This window comes from Azospirillum sp. TSO35-2 (genome assembly GCF_003116095.1).
Taxonomy (GTDB): Bacteria; Pseudomonadota; Alphaproteobacteria; order Azospirillales; family Azospirillaceae; genus Azospirillum.
The window spans coordinates 2,906,782-2,922,397 of sequence record NZ_LGRA01000021.1 but is presented as its reverse complement, the minus strand read 5'-3'; the positions used below and the strand labels follow the sequence as shown (position 1 = coordinate 2,922,397).

The 15,616-nt window shown below is 71.4% G+C and carries 14 protein-coding genes; 4 read left to right on the top strand and 10 right to left on the bottom strand.

From position 1 onward, the window contains the following. Positions 1-3 precede the first annotated feature (3 nt). From TSO352_RS29225 to TSO352_RS29205, 5 genes are all read right to left on the bottom strand, one after another. Positions 4-705, bottom strand: a complete 702-nt coding sequence (locus TSO352_RS29225; RefSeq protein ID WP_247872495.1) for an MT-A70 family methyltransferase — start codon at positions 703-705, stop codon at positions 4-6. Between the two features lie 131 nt (positions 706-836). Next, positions 837-1,562, bottom strand: coding sequence for a Crp/Fnr family transcriptional regulator (locus tag TSO352_RS29220; RefSeq protein ID WP_247872494.1), 726 nt, complete (start codon positions 1,560-1,562; stop codon positions 837-839). Further along, positions 1,559-2,191, bottom strand: a complete 633-nt coding sequence (locus TSO352_RS29215) for a YgjV family protein (RefSeq protein WP_109110552.1) — start codon at positions 2,189-2,191, stop codon at positions 1,559-1,561. The genes TSO352_RS29220 and TSO352_RS29215 overlap by 4 nt, the downstream gene beginning before the upstream one ends. 408 nt (positions 2,192-2,599) lie before the next feature. Next, positions 2,600-3,175, bottom strand: coding sequence for a cold-shock protein (locus TSO352_RS34340; RefSeq protein WP_109110551.1), 576 nt, complete (start codon positions 3,173-3,175; stop codon positions 2,600-2,602). A 266-nt stretch (positions 3,176-3,441) separates the two neighbouring features. Beyond that, the gene (locus TSO352_RS29205; RefSeq protein ID WP_109110550.1) at positions 3,442-4,548 is read right to left on the bottom strand and encodes an alkene reductase; all 1,107 of its coding nucleotides are present in this window, start codon (positions 4,546-4,548) and stop codon (positions 3,442-3,444) included. Between the two features lie 206 nt (positions 4,549-4,754). On the opposite strand from TSO352_RS29205, the gene TSO352_RS29200 reads away from it, so the two are divergent. Together TSO352_RS29200 and TSO352_RS29195 are read left to right on the top strand one after the other, a co-directional pair. Continuing rightward, the gene (locus tag TSO352_RS29200) at positions 4,755-5,534 is read left to right on the top strand and encodes a histidine phosphatase family protein (protein WP_109110549.1); all 780 of its coding nucleotides are present in this window, start codon (positions 4,755-4,757) and stop codon (positions 5,532-5,534) included. A 10-nt stretch (positions 5,535-5,544) separates the two neighbouring features. Further along, on the top strand, positions 5,545-6,474 hold the full coding sequence (locus tag TSO352_RS29195; protein ID WP_109110936.1) for an NAD(P)H-hydrate dehydratase: 930 nt from the start codon (positions 5,545-5,547) through the stop codon (positions 6,472-6,474). A gap of 19 nt (positions 6,475-6,493) precedes the next feature. On the opposite strand, the gene TSO352_RS29190 is transcribed toward TSO352_RS29195, so the two are convergent. Beyond that, a complete protein-coding gene (locus TSO352_RS29190; protein WP_247872493.1) occupies positions 6,494-7,246 on the bottom strand; it encodes a ribonuclease T2 in 753 nt (250 codons plus the stop codon). Between the two features lie 114 nt (positions 7,247-7,360). Between TSO352_RS29190 and aat the strand changes: the two genes are divergently transcribed. Together aat and TSO352_RS33340 are read left to right on the top strand one after the other, a co-directional pair. Then, positions 7,361-8,014, top strand: a complete 654-nt coding sequence (gene aat, locus TSO352_RS29185) for a leucyl/phenylalanyl-tRNA--protein transferase (RefSeq protein WP_109110548.1) — start codon at positions 7,361-7,363, stop codon at positions 8,012-8,014. Between the two features lie 163 nt (positions 8,015-8,177). Further along, complete coding sequence (locus TSO352_RS33340; RefSeq protein ID WP_158284639.1) at positions 8,178-9,752, top strand: hypothetical protein; 1,575 nt, start codon at positions 8,178-8,180, stop codon at positions 9,750-9,752. Here the strand turns inward: TSO352_RS33340 and TSO352_RS29175 are convergent. The 4 genes from TSO352_RS29175 to TSO352_RS29160 form a co-directional block, all read right to left on the bottom strand. Further along, a complete protein-coding gene (locus tag TSO352_RS29175) occupies positions 9,650-10,765 on the bottom strand; it encodes an anhydro-N-acetylmuramic acid kinase (protein WP_109110547.1) in 1,116 nt (371 codons plus the stop codon). The two genes, TSO352_RS33340 and TSO352_RS29175, sit on opposite strands and share 103 nt — an antisense overlap. A gap of 72 nt (positions 10,766-10,837) precedes the next feature. Continuing rightward, positions 10,838-11,701 carry a hypothetical protein gene (locus TSO352_RS29170; protein ID WP_109110546.1) on the bottom strand — a complete coding sequence of 288 codons (864 nt, stop codon included), beginning with the start codon at positions 11,699-11,701 and terminating at the stop codon, positions 10,838-10,840. A 260-nt stretch (positions 11,702-11,961) separates the two neighbouring features. Beyond that, a complete protein-coding gene (gene bcp / locus TSO352_RS29165) occupies positions 11,962-12,453 on the bottom strand; it encodes a thioredoxin-dependent thiol peroxidase (protein ID WP_109110545.1) in 492 nt (163 codons plus the stop codon). After that, positions 12,450-15,518 carry a bifunctional [glutamine synthetase] adenylyltransferase/[glutamine synthetase]-adenylyl-L-tyrosine phosphorylase gene (locus TSO352_RS29160; RefSeq protein WP_109110544.1) on the bottom strand — a complete coding sequence of 1,023 codons (3,069 nt, stop codon included), beginning with the start codon at positions 15,516-15,518 and terminating at the stop codon, positions 12,450-12,452. The genes bcp and TSO352_RS29160 overlap by 4 nt, the downstream gene beginning before the upstream one ends. Positions 15,519-15,616 lie beyond the last annotated feature (98 nt).

Sequence of the window (15,616 nt, the reverse complement as noted above, 5' to 3'; positions counted from 1 at the left end):
CCCCTACTCCGCCGTCGCCTCGCGGTCGGTGGCGGAGTTGTAGGCGTAGGTCTTCCAGGTCGGCTCATAGCCGTCGTCGGCCTGGTTGCCCCACACCGCCCAGTTGGGGCGGGCGCCGCGGGCGAACATCTCCAGATAGGGGCCGGGGCTGCACGCCTCGATCAGTTCATACTGCTCGTCGGGCTTGCGGCTGTGCTCGCGCTTGCGGCTTTCGATCAGGTTGACCTGGGTGCGGCCCGGCGGCAGCGTGCGGGCCTTCTTGCCGCGGACGCCGAACAGGATCAGTTCGGTCACGTTGCGGAAATAGAAGCCGACGCCGCGCCCGTCCGACCCGCCATCCTTGCGCACCTTGTGCCAGATCAGGTTGGTCTTGTACTCGAACCCCCAGCTGCGCAGCACCTGGAGCCCTTCCGGCAGCAGCGCGTTGGGCACCCACAGATAGAGGTGCGCGGTCGGGGCGGCGATGTCGGCGACCGGCAGGGCGCAGATGTCCTCCACCGTCATGGTGCCGTAGCGCGACAGGCGGCGATGCTCCGGCGCCATCTTGCCGGTGCGGTTGACGAAACGCCAGGGCGGGTCCGCCATCACGGTGGCGAAGCGGCGGTCCCCGGCGAACGCCACCAGATCCCGCACCGGATCCGATGCCGCCGCCACCGTGTTGCTGTCGCCCATCACCGCCTCGAAAATCCCTGGAACCGGAAGCATCCGACGGCCGTCGCCACACCGAAAGGGGGCCGTCGAAGGGGTGCAAACTCGCACGGGGGGGCACCGCCGTCAACCGTCGCTCAACGCCCCGCTCCCGCTGTCACAGCGCCCGCAGAGGTCACTCGCAACGTTCACTCGTCGTCGGCGGCCTCGGCCAGCTCGCGCAGGGCGGCGCGGTCGGCCACCGTCACCGTCAGCCCCTGGGTGTCGACCCCGGCGGCGCGCAGCTTGGCCAGCGCCCGCGACAGGGTTTCCGGCTGCATGCCCAGACGGCGGGCGATCAGCGCCTTGTCGAAGGGAAGCTGGAAGCTGGCGCCCCCCTCCCCCGGCGGACAGACGCGCAGCAGGAAGGCGGCGACGCGCTGCGGCGCCGGCTGGACCTGGAGTTGTTCGATCTGCGTCACCAGATGGCGCAGGCGGACCGACAGCGACCCCAGCATGCCGAAGGCGATGCGGTCGTCCTCGCGCAGGCAGCGGGCGAACCCCTCGGCGGTCAGGGTCATGACGCGGGCGTCGGTCACCGCCTCGGCGCAGACCGGGAACTTGCCGTCGGCGAACATGGCGGCCTCGGCGAAGCTCTCGGCCGGGCCGATGACGTGCACCACCGCTTCCGCCCCGTCGCGGGTCAGGCGGAACAGCTTCACCCAGCCGTCGAGCAGCACGAAGAAGCGGTCCGCCGGCTCGTCCTGGAGGAACAGCGTGGTGCCGCGGGTCACCGGGCGCACGATCGCCACCCCGCCCAGCAGCGCCACCGCCCGGTCGGACAGCTTGGCGAACAGCGGGATGGCGCGCAGAGCCGCGGCGTCTTCCGCGGACAGGTTGCTGTGGGGCAGGTTGCTGTGGGTGGTGACGCTCATGAGACCTTCGCTTCCCTTGCCACGTGCGGGGACGGTTGGACCGGCGCCAGCGGGACCGGCTGCGGGCGCGCGGACAACGGGCGGCTGCGCAGCAGGATCCACAGATTGACGACGATCCCCGTCATGTCCGACAGCATCGCCGGAACCGATCCGACCAGCATGTTGTGCACCAACCAGCAGGGCAGCGCCAGCAGCATGACGGCACGGAAGGCGCGAACCCCGGTCTGGTAGCGGGCAAGGCTGAGCAACGCCATGCCGGCGGCGGCGAAGACCGACGGCAGACCGGTCCAGGTCGCCGCCATCAGCGCGGCGATCACCGGCAAGATCAGCAGGTAGACGATGCGGAAGGCCGGGTTGGCGCCGAGCGCCAGCGCCGCCAGGACCTGCACCCCGGCCAGCACGTTCAGCGCCGCCCCGGTCGGCGCCCCGACCAGCCAGAAATGCAGGGCGAAGCAGACGCAGGGCACCAGTTGGACCAGCAGCATGCCGACACGGCCGCGGAAGAAGGGCCACAGCATGCCCCCCGCCGCGCCGCAAAAGCCGATCATCTGGGCCATCGACGGGTGCCCCCCGGCCGGAAAGCCGGGGAACAGGGACGCGGGCAACGCGTCGGTCAGCATCTCGATCATGCCGGATCGGCCTTGCGGCTGGCCGCCCACGGGCGGCGCCAGGAGACACCGCCCAGGGGCGGCACAACAGTCGGAGCGAAGAACACACGCGGAAAACGGGCCGGCCGGAACGGACCAGGGCCGGGTCACTCAACAAGCCAGGATCGCACGCATCGAGAGATCACACGCCCGGGAATGGGGCATAACGCCCAGGGCATGGAACAAAAGAAGGCACGGCGCCCCCGGAGGAGGCACCGTGCGATAAAAATCCGGCATGACACCGGAGGCCCCCAAGCCGAGACGGTCGGGAGACCAAACACGCGGTCGCGGGAGACCCGCGATGCACGCCTTCGTAACGCTGGGCCGACCGACGCGGCGTGCACCCCGTGGGGAGGACGCCGGCCGGACGAGGCGCGGGAAACCCGTGCCTTAGAGGTACTCGACCTTGCCCGCCTCGGGACCCTTCTGGCCCTGGCGAACGGTGACGCGCACCTGATCGCCTTCCTGAAGGGTCTGCATGCCCGAACGGCGCAGCACGTTGACATGGACGAAGACGTCCTTGCCACCGGTGCTCGGCGTGATGAAGCCAAAGCCCTTGTCGGCGTTGAACCACTTCACGGTGCCGTCGACTTCCTCGCCGCCGGTGCTGCCGCCGGCGTCGTAACCGCCGCGGTCGAAACCGCCACGATCAAAACCGCCGCCGGCGCCACCAGTGCGCGGGCGGGCCGAACGCTGCGCGGTGGACGCGTCGACCGATTGAATGGAAGCGACCTGGGGCCCCTTGGGACCGCGGGCCAGATCGCAGACGATGGTGGTGCCTTCGTCGAGCGCGTCGTAGCCGGCGGCCTGAACCGCAGAGACGTGCAGGAAGGCGTCGGGCGAACCGTCCTCAGGCGACACGAAGCCGAACCCCTTGGTGGGGTTGAACCACTTCACGGTGGCGGTGACGTTGGACTTGGTGATCTCGGGAGCGCGGAAGCCCTGGCGGGGCGGGCGGTCGAACATGTGTCTTCAAGCTCATAGAGTGTGCCGAATGTCTTTTGTCACAGGGATCCAGCCCCTCGTCAAGCCTTCCAAAGGAAAGATGGCCGAATCGCCCCTTATTGCCTCACCCCTGGCTGACGCTTGGCCCCCGTGCGGCCGGCCGGCGCCCCCCGGCGAGCGCCCCTGCGGCACCCGGGCGGCACCGAAGTGCCGGGGCCCGGCACCCCCGACTCGCTCTGCACGGCGCGACTCGGGGGGCTTTCGCACGCGCGCCGGGTGACCGGCGGTCAGGCCGCCGACGACTTCAACGTCGGGTAGTCGGTGTAGCCGTGCCGGTCACCGCCGTAGAAGGTCTTGGTGTCCGGCTCCGCCAGCGGGGCGTCGATGCGCAGCCGCTCCACCAGATCGGGGTTGGCGATGAAGGGGCGGCCGAAGGCGATCATGTCGGCGTGGCCGCTTGCGGTCGCCTCGATCGCCATCGCGCGGGTGTAGACGTTGTTGGCCATGTAGCGGCCCTTGTAGAGCGCGCGCATTTCGCTGAGCAGCCCGCCGAAACCCGGATGCGGGCCGCGGGTGACGCCTTCGATCATGTGCAGGTAGGCGAGGTTGTAGCCGTTCAGCCGCTCGATCACCGGGCTGAAGGTGCCGCGCGGGTCGCTTTCCTGCGCGTCGTTGGCCGGGCTGAGCGGCGACAGGCGGATGCCGACGCGGTCGGCCCCGGCCTCCGCCACCACGGCGTCCAGCACCTCGAACAGGAAGCGGGCGCGGTTCTCCACGCTGCCGCCATACTGGTCGGTGCGGTGGTTGGTGCCGTCGCGCAGGAACTGGTCGATCAGGTAGCCGTTGGCGGCGTGGACCTCGACCAGATCGAAGCCGGCGGCCAGCGCGTTGCGGGTGGCCCTCCGGTAATCCTCGACGATGCCCGGCAGCTCCGAAACGTCGAGCGCCCGCGGCGCCGGGATGTCCTTGAAGCCGTCGACCGTGAAGGCCTTCATGTCGGGCTTGACCGCCGACGGCGCCACCGGCAGCGCGCCGCCGGGCTGCAGGTCGGGGTGGGAAATGCGGCCGACGTGCCAGAGCTGAAGGCACATGTGGCCGCCCTTGGCATGGACCGCGTCGGTCACCAGCCGCCAGCCGGCGACCTGCTCGGCGCTGTGGATGCCGGGGGTGTAGGCGTAGCCCTTGCCCTGCGGCGAGATCTGGGTGGCCTCGGCGATGATCAGGCCGGCGCTGGCGCGCTGGGCGTAGTATTCGGCGTTCATCGCGGTCGGAACGCCGGTGGTGTTGTCGGTGCGGCTGCGCGTCAGCGGCGCCATGGCGATGCGGTTGGGCAGGGTGTAACGGCCGATCGTCACCGGCTGAAACAGGGGGGCCGCGTCCTGGCTGTCCGTCATGTCCGATCCATTCGAATGGTGAAAAACGCAAGGTGAAGAGTGTGGGCCCGCGCCGCCGTCCGGCAATGGCGCGCTCCGACGCACCATCCGATCCGCCGGCATGGCAGCCATACCGGGGGCTCGGCCGCCCCGGCTCCCTGCGGGACCTTTCGCGGCGTCCGGCGGTTATTCCAGACAGCCCACCCTCACCAGCCACGGGATCCCCGATGCAGCAACGCTGGCCCGACCGCCTTTGGATCGTCCGCCACGGCGAGAGCGCCGGAAACGTCGCGCGCGACGCGGCGCACGCCGCCGGGCTCGGCCGGATCGACATCGCCGGGCGCGACGTCGACGTGCCGCTCAGCCCGCAGGGGGAGCGGCAGTCCGAGGCGCTCGGCCGCTGGTTCGCGGCGATGCCGGCGGCGGAGCGGCCGGACGTCGTCCTCACCTCGCCCTACCAGCGAGCGCTGTGCACCGCGCAGCGGCTGCACCGGGCGGGCGGGCTGCCGGTCGACCCCGGCGACTTCGTCGTGGACGAGCGGCTGCGCGAGAAGGAGTTCGGCGTGCTCGACGGGCTGACCACCAACGGCATCCGGGCGGAGTTCCCCGACCAGGCCGAGTTCCGCCGGCTGCTGGGCAAGTTCTACCACCGGCCGCCGGGGGGCGAGAGCTGGTGCGACGTGATCCTGCGGCTGCGCAGCGCGCTCGACACCATCAGCCTGCACCATGGCGGGCGGCGGGTGCTGGTGGTCGGGCATCAGGTGGTGGTGCTGTGCCTGCGCTACCTGCTGGAGAACCTGACGGAGGCCGAGATCCTGGCGATCGACGCGGCCGGCGACGTCGCCAACTGCGCCGTCACCGAGTACCGGTTCGACGCCGACGCCGGCCCGCGTGGCGCGCTGGTCCTGCATCGCTACAACATGGTCGCCCCGCTGACGGAGGCCGGCGCCCCGGTTACCGTGGAGCCGGATGCGGCCGAGCCCAGCCAAGCCGCCGGCGTCCGGTGACGGCGCGGCGATGAGCGAGGAAACCCCCATCACCGCCGATCGGCTGCGCCGCATGCCGCTGCCCCAGCCGGACGGCGACGGCGACAAGGAAACCCGCGGCCGCGTGCTGGTGATCGCCGGCAGCGCCACCGTGCCGGGCGGCGCGCTGCTCGCCGGCATCGGCGCCCTGCGGGCCGGGGCCGGCAAGCTGCAGGTCGCCACCGCGGCCAGCGTCGCGCCGCACTTGGCGCTCGCCCTGCCCGAAGCGCTGGTCGCCGGCCTGGCCGAGACGCCCGACGGCGGCATCGCGGCGGACTCGGCCGAGTCGCTGGCCGACCGCGCCAGCCGCTGCGACACCGTGCTGATCGGCCCCGGCATGATGGACGAGCCGGCGGTGGCGGCGCTGACCGCGGAACTGCTGACACGCCTTGCCCCCGCCGACTTGGACGGGGACCCGGCCGGCGACGGGCCGCGCTTCGTCCTCGACGCCGCGGCGCTGACCGGCCTGGGACGGGACCCGACGCCGCTGCACCGCCACGGGGGCCGGGTCATCATCACGCCGCACGCCGGCGAGATGGCGGCGCTGCTGGGTTGCGACCGCAAGGCGGTGGACGCCGACCCGCTGGGCGCCGCGCGGCAAGCCGCCGCATGGCTGCGGGTGGTGGTGGCGCTGAAAGGCGGTTGCACCCGCATCGTCACGCCGGAGGGCGAGGCCTGGGCCTACCGCGACGGCACGATCGGACTGGCGACCTCCGGCTCCGGCGACACGCTGGCCGGCATCGTCGCCGGCCTGCTGGCGCGCGGGGCCAGCCCGCTGCAGGCCGCCATCTGGGGCGTCTTCCTGCACGGCGAGGCCGGCAACCGGCTGAGCCGCCGGATCGGCCCGCTCGGCTTCCTCGCCCGCGAACTGCTGGCGGAGATCCCGGCGGCGATGGCGGCCCTGTCGCCCCCGGCGGAGTAGGCGCCGCACCGGTTGCGCGTCAGCGCACGGGAGCGGCGGCGGAGGCCGGCGCCGGCGGGATGGCCGGCGGAGCGGCGGGCGTGCGGGCCGGGCGTCCGGCCTGCAGCGGCGCCACCTCCGCCGACAGCGCGGCGTCGCGGTCGCGGCAGCGGTCGACCACCTTCTGGCCGCAGGCGATGAAGCCCAGTTCCTTGTTCAGGCAGATCCGCACCTCCGCCACGTCGCGGCGGGAGCAGACGACCGCCACCCCTTCGGCCGTCAGGCCGGGGTTCGCCTCCAGGAACAGCCGCTCCACCTGGGTGGCCGGCACGGTCGGGCCGGGGGTCTTCAGCGTGGCGGGGATCGCCACCTTGGCGGCAGCGTCGCGCAGCCGGGCGAAATAGTCGGTGGCGTTCAGGCCGGAGCAGGTGCCGTGCCTGGTCCACTCATGCATCATCAGCCCGACGCTGGGCATGACGGCCATGGTCTGGTCCAGCACCGCCTTCGGCAGGTTGCGGTCGCGGGTGCAGGTGGCCGGATAGCTGCCGTCGTTGTACTGCGGCCACAGGCCGTGGACGACGAAGCCGTGCTTGGTGGCGCCGCACTGGTCGGGGTCGGGGCCGTACTTGTCGCGCGCGCAGTAGGTCGGCGACCAGGACAGCGACAGGACGTAGTAATCGAAGGCCCCCGGCTCCGCCCGCCGCTGCGCCCAGGACGGCGACGATGCGAGCAGTCCGGCAACCAGGACGGACAGGGCGGCGAGAATGGCGCTGCGCATGACGATCTTCTCCACGGCGATGCTTCCCAGCGTTGCATACCATGGAAGGAGGTTGCTGTCGCGGGGTCTCGACACCAGTATTTCTGCGCCCGGTCGCCGGGCGTCCCGTCCGCGGCTATACTGATCGGCATGTTCACGATCTCCGCCCCCATGCTGCTGCGCGCCTACGCCGCCGGGATCTTCCCGATGGCCGAAAGCGCCGAATCGCAAGAGCTTCACTGGTTCGATCCGGAACGCCGCGGCATCCTGCCGCTGGACGACTTCCATGTGCCGCGCAGCCTGCGCAAGGCGGTGCGGCGCGGCCCGTTCGAGCTGCGATTCGACACCGCCTTCCGCGCGGTGATCGAGGGCTGCGCCGAATCGACGGAGGACCGGCCGAAGACCTGGATCAACGACGACATCGTCCGCCTCTACACCGAGCTGTTCGACGCCGGCTTTGCCCACAGCGTCGAATGCTGGCGCGATGGCGGGCTGGTCGGCGGGCTGTACGGCGTGGCGATCGGCGGCGCCTATTTCGGCGAGAGCATGTTCAGCCGCGAAACCGGGGCCAGCAAGGTGGCGCTGGTCCATCTGGTCGCCCGCCTGCGCGCGGCCGGCTTTGCCCTGCTCGACACCCAGTTCGTGACCGAGCATCTGAGCCGGTTCGGGGCGATCGAGATCCCGCGCAACGACTACCGCCGCCGGCTGGCCGCCGCGCTGGAGCGCAAGACCGACTTCCGCGGCGTCGACCAGGACGCGGCGGTGGCGGCGCTGCTGGAGGCGGCGCCCGCCCCCCGGCCCTGACCCCCATCCGGCCGATCATGGCCGAACGGAAGCGGCCCCTTCCACGCAAGAGCCAGACGGAACGCGCTGTCTGAGCCAGCAGACTACCTCGCCCGGTGGATTGTGCGCCGCAGTAAAAGACGACATCCTCTGGCCTTCCTCGCGCTTTGGTTGGATGGTCCCGATGCACGTGCTGGTCCCTGGCACCGAACCATCGTCCTGGTTCCGCTTCGCCTTGAAAATACTGCTGGCCGGCCTGCTGATCAGCGCACCGGTCCTGGCGCTGAACGGGTTTCCGCTGACCTTCGACGACACGCCCGGCTATCTCGAGCCGGCCTACAACATCCTGCACCGCGCGGTCCCGCCGGCCTGGATGCCGCCCGCCGATCTGGCGTCCGATCCGGCGTCCCACGGTCCCGCCTCGCCCAACATCTTCTTCCTGCGCCCCTTCGGGTACATGGTGCTGCTGGTTCCCTTCGCCAGCGCCCTCGGGCTGTGGCTCATCCCGCTGGCCCAGGGTGTCCTGGCCGCGCTGATCATCCACGCCGCCCTGGTCACCGCCCGCGCGCCACGGCACTGGGCGCTGTTCTTCGGCATCGTCGCGGTGCTGGCCCTGACGACCAGCCTGCCGCTGCACGTCGCCACGATCATGCCGGACGTGTTCACCGGGCTGGTGATCCTGCTGGTCTACGTGAATGTCTTCCAGTGGCGGGCCCTGCCGATCCCGGCCCGCCTGATCGGCGTTGCGACGCTGACGGCGCTGGCCACCATCCATCTGAGCCATCTGGCGATCCTCGCCGGGATGGTCGCCGCGCTGGGCCTGTGGTCGGCCTGGAAGGACCGCGGGCGCCTGCTGCCGATCGCCGGCGGCGTCCTGCTGCCGCTGGTCCTGGCCGTCGGCCTGCTGATGACATCGAACCTGCTGACCGCCGGGCGCCCGGTGGTGTCGGAAAGCTCGCCGGTGTTCCTGCTCGCCCGCCTGATCGGCGACGGCCCGGCGCGCGACTATCTGAAGGACGCCTGCCCGACCCACGCCTACCTGCTGTGCGACCGGCTGGACACGCTGGACCGCAGCGCGCCGGGCTACCCGACCTCCGACTATTTCCTCTGGCATCCGGACGGCGCGCGCCGCCACTTCGGCGACACCCCGCGCTTCGTCGAGGAGGCCGCCGAGATCGCCCACCAGACCATCGCGACCCGCCCGCTGGAGGTCGTCAGCCATGGCCTGTACAACACGGCGGCGCAGCTCTTCCACGTCCAGTTGGACGACACGCTGACCGATCCGGTGAAGCCGCTGACGCGACGCCTGTTCAGCCGCTTCCCCAGCGGCGATTACGACGCGTTCGACCGCTCGCTGCAGACGCGGCAGGCCTTCCCGCGCGATGTGCTCGACCTGGTCCAGGACATCGCGCTGGCCGTCGCCATCGCGGCCTTGCTGACCGGAGCCGTGCGCCGCCGCGGCCGGATCGACGAACGGGTGAAGGCGCTGCTGTCGGTCATCGGCCTGGGCCTGATGCTGAACGCCGCCGTCACCGGCGGGCTGTCGGCGGTGCACGACCGCTATCAGAACCGCGTCATCTGGCTGATTCCCTTCGCCGCCATGGTCGTCCTGGCGACGGCGCGCAGCCGCGACGCCTCGGCCGCCGGCCGGCGCCGCTATGGCAGCGGGTGGAACCTGCCGCCGCAGGTCGGCGCCGGCACGCCGGTCGTCGAGGGGACGCTCAACGGCAGCCCAAGCCGGCTGCGCACCGCCAGATAGCCGAACGCCTGCGCCTCCAGCGCGTCACCGTCCCAGCCGACACGGTCGGCCGGCACGACCGGAACGCCGAGCCGGTCGGCCAGCATCGCCATCAGCGTCGCGTTGTGCCGGCCGCCGCCGCAGACCAGCCAGCGCACCGGCGGGGCCGGCAGATGGGGAACCACCCGCAGGACCGAATCGGCGGTGAAGGCGGTCAGCGTCGCCGCCCCGTCGGCGGGCGACAGGCCGGCGACCGGCGCCGGGTCGAAGGCGTCGCGGTCGAGCGACTTGGGCGCCGGCCGGTCGAAATAGGGATGGGCCAGCAGCGCGGCCAGCGCCGGGCCGTCCACCCGCCCGGTCGCCGCCAGCGCCCCGCCGGCGTCGAAACGGCCCAGGCCGTGGCGCAAAACCCAGTCGTCGATCAGCGCGTTGCCCGGCCCGGTGTCGCAGGCCACCACCTCGGCCTCGCCCCCCGCTTCGGCCGGTTCGGGGCCGATCCAGCTGACGTTGGCGACGCCGCCGACGTTGAGGATGCCGAGCGGGCGCGGCAACCCATGGGCCAGCGCGCGGTGGAACAGCGGCACCAGCGGCGCCCCCTGCCCGCCGGCGGCGACGTCGGCGCTGCGGAAGTCGTCGACCACGGCGATGCCGGTCGCCGCCGCCAGCCGGGCGCCGTCGCCGATCTGCCAGGTCCGCCGCTGCCCCGGGTCGGGGTGGTCCGGCGCGTGGAGGATGGTGTGGCCGTGGAAGCCGATCAGGTCGACCGCAGCCGCGGCCACCCCGGCTTCCGCCAGCAGGCGCCGCACCGCGTCGGCGTGGGCGTCGGTCAGGGCGCGCTCCACCGCCGGCACCGGTCCGACGCCGCCCAGGCAGCCGCGCAGGGCGGCGCGGAAGCCGTCGTCATAGGGGATGGTCAGGAAGGCGACGGGCTCGACCCGGTCCAGCCCGTCGGTCCGCAGCAGGGCGGCGTCGATGCCGTCCATCGAGGTGCCGCTCATCAGCCCGACGACGGTGCGCAAGGCGCCTTCTGTCATGATCCGCTCCGCATGTGCCCCAATGGCGCCCCAATGGCGCCATGGTGGGGTGGCGATGCGGCGCAGTCTAGTTCAGCTGATCCAGAGTTGCAGCATCAGCCGCTCGCGCCGGGTCGGCGGCATGGCGCGGTGGTAGCAGGAGGTGTCCTCCAGGAAGCCGGTGCCGGCCGGCCCCTCCACCACCAGGGTGCGGTCGCGGGCGAAGCGGGTGAACAGCTCCTCGTCGCGGGCGTTGGCGGAGCCGAGCAGCATGCGCAGCGACTTGCCATGGTGGCTGCCGCGGACCAGCGCGTGCTCGCCGCCGCCGGGACCGACGTCGGTCAGGTAGAACTGCGCCGAGCAGAAGTGGAAGTCGTGGACGTCGTAATGCCAGTCGATGGTCTGGCCCAGTTTCCGGCGCTCGTCGTCGGTCGCGTCGGTGACGAAGCTCCAGAACAGCCGCGGGATGATCTTGGCCGGGCGAAAGCCCAGGAAGGCGGCGGCGCAGTCCATCAGCAGCGGATCGCGGCAGACCCGGCGCGCCGCGGCGCAATCCAGCGGGTCGGGGACGATGCCCATCACCGCCGGCCGGCCGTCATCCAGCCGGCCGTTGCGGACCTCGTGGCGGTAGAACATCCGGTCGTCGCCCAACCGGCGTTGAAGGGGGGAGTGGGTGGCGAACTCCACCATCTCCTCCACCATCGACCAGGGCAGATCGAAGCCGAGCGCGATCGAGTCCCGCCGCAGGTCGGCCAGCGCCCGCTCGACCGTCTGGTCGGGGAACAGGCTGACGGGCAAGGTGGGAAGCGCCACCGGCGGGCCGGCCGGCGGCCGCTGGCGTGAACGGGGGGACAGGCGGCGCAGGGCGCTGTAGCCGCGCCGGACCGATTCGAACCGGCCGAGCGCATAGTGCAGGTCTCCGGCGACGAGACGCCGGGCAATGGTCGCGACGTTCATGGACGGTGCATCCCTTGGCGAAACCGTGGGACCGAAAACCGCGGTGGGTTGCGCGGACTCTGGTTCGGGAATGCATGGAGTGTAGGCAGGTTTACGATGATTCTAAAAATGAACTTCGGGCGTAAACCATCCCGCCGGGGGAATAGCCGAGGTGGCGGTGACGCCCATCCCTCCGGACCGTATCCGGAGAAAAAGGTGCCCCGCCCTCGCGCGCCGGCTTCAACCGCGTCGATGGCCTCCCCGGTCGGGACGTCCCCGGATCACAGCGCCTGCACCGCCTTCAGCACGGCGGCGACATGGCCGGTGACCTTCACCTTGCGCCAGACGTTGCGGACGACGCCGTCCTTGTCGATCAGGAAGGTGGCGCGGTCGATGCCCATGTATTTGCGGCCGTACATGCTCTTTTCGACCCAGGTGCCGTAGGCCTCGCAGACGCTGCCGTCGGTGTCGGCGGCCAGCGAGAAGGTCAGCGCGTGCTTGGCCTTGAACTTGTCGTGGCTGGCGACGCTGTCCTTGGACACGCCGATCACCACCGCGTCGATGGCGGAGAAGTCGGGGAGCTGGTCGCGGAAGCCACAGGCCTCCGACGTGCAGCCCGAGGTGTCGTCCTTCGGGTAGAAATACAGCACCACCGGCTTGCCGCGCAGGGCCGACAGCGTGACGCTGCCGCCGCCGTCGGTCGGCATGGTGAAGTCCGGAGCGGGCGATCCGACCTCGACGGGGGCGGTGGTGGCGGGAGCAGCGGTCGTCATGGCAGCTTCAGGTCCTCGTTCTCGGCGACGGGCGCCAGATGGGAGGCCGGCTCCTCGACCAGGGCCACGTAATGGCCATGGGCGCGGGCGGCGATGGCACGGATTCTGTGGTCAAGCTCAGGGAAGTCAATCGCGGCGGCGTCCGCTTCATCGGGAAAGGCGGCACGGACCAGCCCGGCCAGCAAGCTGGGCGACACCTGCTTCGGATCGAGCACGCCGGCGGTGGTCAGCCGCAGGAAGCCCTGGACCCGCCGCCACAGCCGCAGCGTCGACTCCAGCTCCTCCGCCACCTCGGGCGCCAGCGCGCCGGTCACCGCGGCGCAGCGCAGCGCCTTGGCGGTGCCGATGTGCAGGATGTCCGGCCGGTCATGGCCATGGCGCAGTTGCAGGTACTGGGCGATGAACTCGATGTCGATCAGGCCGCCGCGGGCGTATTTGACGTTCCAGGGGTTGGGCGTGCCGAACTCCTTGTCGATCCGGCGGCGCATGTCGGCGACGTCGCGCAGCAGCCGGTCGGGGTCGCGCGGCGCGGTCAGCACGGCGCGGACCGCCGCCGACACCCGCTCCGCCAGCCCCGAATCGGCCTCCCCTCCGGCGCCGATGACGCGGGCGCGGGTCAGCGCCATGTGCTCCCAGGTCCAGGCGTCGGTCGCCTGATACTTGACGAAGCTGTCGAGCGCGGTCGCCAGCGGCCCGGCGTTGCCGGATGGGCGCAGCCGCATGTCGACCTCGTACAGCCGGCCGTCGGCCATCGGCGCGGTGATGGCGTTGGTCAGGCGCTGGGTCAGCTTGATGTAGTACTCGTTGGGCGACAGCGGCTTGGCGCCGTCCGACAGGCGCGGCCCCTCCCCTGCTCCCAATGCCCCCGGTCCCGGCGCCACGTCGTAGATGACGATCAGGTCGATGTCGGAGGTGACGGTCAGTTGGCGGCTGCCCAGCTTGCCCATCGCCACAACCACCCAGGACCCGCCGGGGATGCGGCCGTGGCGCTGGATGAACTCCGCCTCCACCCGGGCGGCGAGGTCGGGGACGACGATGTCGGCGAGGTCGGCCAGGAAGGCGCCGCAGCGGTCGCCATCGGTGATGCCGCGCAGGATGTGCACCCCGGCCCGAAAGCGCTGGTCGTTGGTCCAGCGCCGGGACAGCGTCAGCGCGTCCTCGAAGTCGCGGACCGCCGCCATGATCCGGGCGTGGTCAGCGGCCAGCCCGTCCGCCCTGCCCGGCAGCGGGTCGAAGAAGTCGGGCGACAGCACCGCGTCGAGCAGCGACGGGTTGCGCGACAGGGTGGCGGCCAGTTGCGGCGCCGTGCCCATGATCTCGGCCACCAGCTCCAGCAGCCAGGGGTTGGCGACGAACAGCGAGAACAGCCCGACCCCGGCCGGCAGCTTGCCCAGGAAGTCGTCGAAGTTCATCAGCGCGGTGTCGGGCGCCGGGGTCTTGGCCAGCGCGCTGAGCAGCGCCGGGGTCAGCTCGGTCAGCAGCTCGCGCGCGCGGGCCGACCGGGTGGCGCGGTAGCGGCCGCGGTGCCAGCCCGACACCACGGCGATGACGCGGCCCGGATCGGCGTAGCCCATGCCGTCGAGCGTCTCCACCGTGCCGGGGTCGGGATCGGTGCCGGTGAAGACGAGGTTGCCGGGGCCGGAGAGCGACGGCGCCTCCTCGAACAGCTCGGCGTAGCGGTCCTCGACCTGCCCCAGCCTGGCCAGCAGCGCGGCGCGGAAGTCGGCCGGGTCGTCATAGCCGAGGAAGGTCGCCAGATGCGCCACCCCGGCGTCGTCGGACGGGATGCGGTGGGTCTGCTGGTCGTCGATCATCTGGATGCGGTGCTCGACCCGGCGCAGGAAGTCGTAGGCCTCCGCCAGTTCCTCCACCGTCTGCGGCGGCACGCGGCCGACGTCGCGCAGCGCCTCGTTGGCGCGCAGGGTCGGCGCAACGCGGACGCGCGGGTCGCGGCCGCCGAAGATCAACTGCTGGGTCTGGGCGAAGAACTCGATCTCGCGGATGCCGCCGCGGCCGACCTTGATGTCGTGGCCGTTGACGGTGACCTCGCGGTGGCCCTTGTGGGCGTTGATCTGGCGCTTGATCGAATGGATGTCCTGGATGGCCGCGAAGTCGAGGTTGCGGCGCCAGACGAACGGCTCCAGGAAGCGCAGGAAGGAGGATCCGGCGTCGGGATCGCCGGCGATCGGGCGGGCCTTGATCATGGCCGCGCGCTCCCAGTTCTGGCCGACGCTGCCGTAATAAATTTCGGCCGCCGACACCGAAACCGCCAGCGGCGTGGCTCCCGGATCCGGCCTAAGCCGAAGGTCGGTGCGGAAGACGTAGCCGTCCTTGGTCCGTTCATCCATAATGCGGACCAGATCGCGTGCGAGCCTGATGAAGGTCCGTGCGAGGTTGTCCGGCTGGGGCGTCCGCACAACGGCGTCGTCGTACAGGATGATCAGGTCGATGTCGCTGGAATAGTTGAGTTCGCGCCCGCCAAGCTTGCCCATGCCCAACACGATAAGGCCCGAACCGATCCACGGTCGCTGCGGATCCGGCAGCGTCAGCGTCCCCGCCTCCCCGGCGCGGCGCAGCAGGAAAGCCGCGGCCAGTTGCACCCCGGTCTCGGCCAGTTCCGACAGGGCGCCGGTCACCCGCGCCAGCGGCCAGACGCCGGTGACGTCGGCCAGCGCGATCAGCAGCGCCGCCCGGCGCTTGGCGACGCGCAGCCCGGCCATCAGCCGGTCCATCGACCGCTCCTCGCCATGGTCGGCGCGCAGCCCCTCGATCAGCGCGGCGAAGCTGGCGTCGAACCCCTCCTCCATCACTTGGCGGACGAAGGGCAGCTCGCGCGTCAGGCTGTGGCCGAGATACGGGCTGTTGCCGCACACCGCCTCGATCAGCGCCCGACCGGGTCCGGAGGCGGCGAACGCCTCGGCCCAGTCGCGCGTCTCCGCGCCGCCTTCCGCCGCTCCTGCCATCGTGGCCGCCTGCTGGCGCCAGCGCTCCACCCCCAGCGCCGCCTGGGCGGGATCGAACGGCTTCGGCAGCGGGGCGGAGAACGGGATGGGGCTGGTGGGCATGGCGACGGTCTTTCCTGCTCGAAACGCTGCTCAAAACATGGGCAGAAAGCTGCACGCGTCTTGCGGCAAGGTCAATGCGGGGAATGTGCGCGCCGTTA

Coding starts and splice junctions, on each gene's coding strand:
- TSO352_RS29175 (WP_109110547.1), bottom strand. CDS start 10,765: ATGACAGAAGGCGCCTTGCGCACCGTCGTCGGGCTGATGAGCGGCACC.
- TSO352_RS29205 (WP_109110550.1), bottom strand. CDS start 4,548: ATGACGGACAGCCAGGACGCGGCCCCCCTGTTTCAGCCGGTGACGATC.
- TSO352_RS29195 (WP_109110936.1), top strand. CDS start 5,545: ATGAGCGAGGAAACCCCCATCACCGCCGATCGGCTGCGCCGCATGCCG.
- aat (WP_109110548.1), top strand. CDS start 7,361: ATGTTCACGATCTCCGCCCCCATGCTGCTGCGCGCCTACGCCGCCGGG.
- TSO352_RS29215 (WP_109110552.1), bottom strand. CDS start 2,191: ATGATCGAGATGCTGACCGACGCGTTGCCCGCGTCCCTGTTCCCCGGC.
- TSO352_RS29160 (WP_109110544.1), bottom strand. CDS start 15,518: ATGCCCACCAGCCCCATCCCGTTCTCCGCCCCGCTGCCGAAGCCGTTC.
- TSO352_RS29220 (WP_247872494.1), bottom strand. CDS start 1,562: ATGAGCGTCACCACCCACAGCAACCTGCCCCACAGCAACCTGTCCGCG.
- TSO352_RS33340 (WP_158284639.1), top strand. CDS start 8,178: ATGCACGTGCTGGTCCCTGGCACCGAACCATCGTCCTGGTTCCGCTTC.
- TSO352_RS29225 (WP_247872495.1), bottom strand. CDS start 705: ATGCTTCCGGTTCCAGGGATTTTCGAGGCGGTGATGGGCGACAGCAAC.
- bcp (WP_109110545.1), bottom strand. CDS start 12,453: ATGACGACCGCTGCTCCCGCCACCACCGCCCCCGTCGAGGTCGGATCG.
- TSO352_RS29170 (WP_109110546.1), bottom strand. CDS start 11,701: ATGAACGTCGCGACCATTGCCCGGCGTCTCGTCGCCGGAGACCTGCAC.
- TSO352_RS34340 (WP_109110551.1), bottom strand. CDS start 3,175: ATGTTCGACCGCCCGCCCCGCCAGGGCTTCCGCGCTCCCGAGATCACC.
- TSO352_RS29200 (WP_109110549.1), top strand. CDS start 4,755: ATGCAGCAACGCTGGCCCGACCGCCTTTGGATCGTCCGCCACGGCGAG.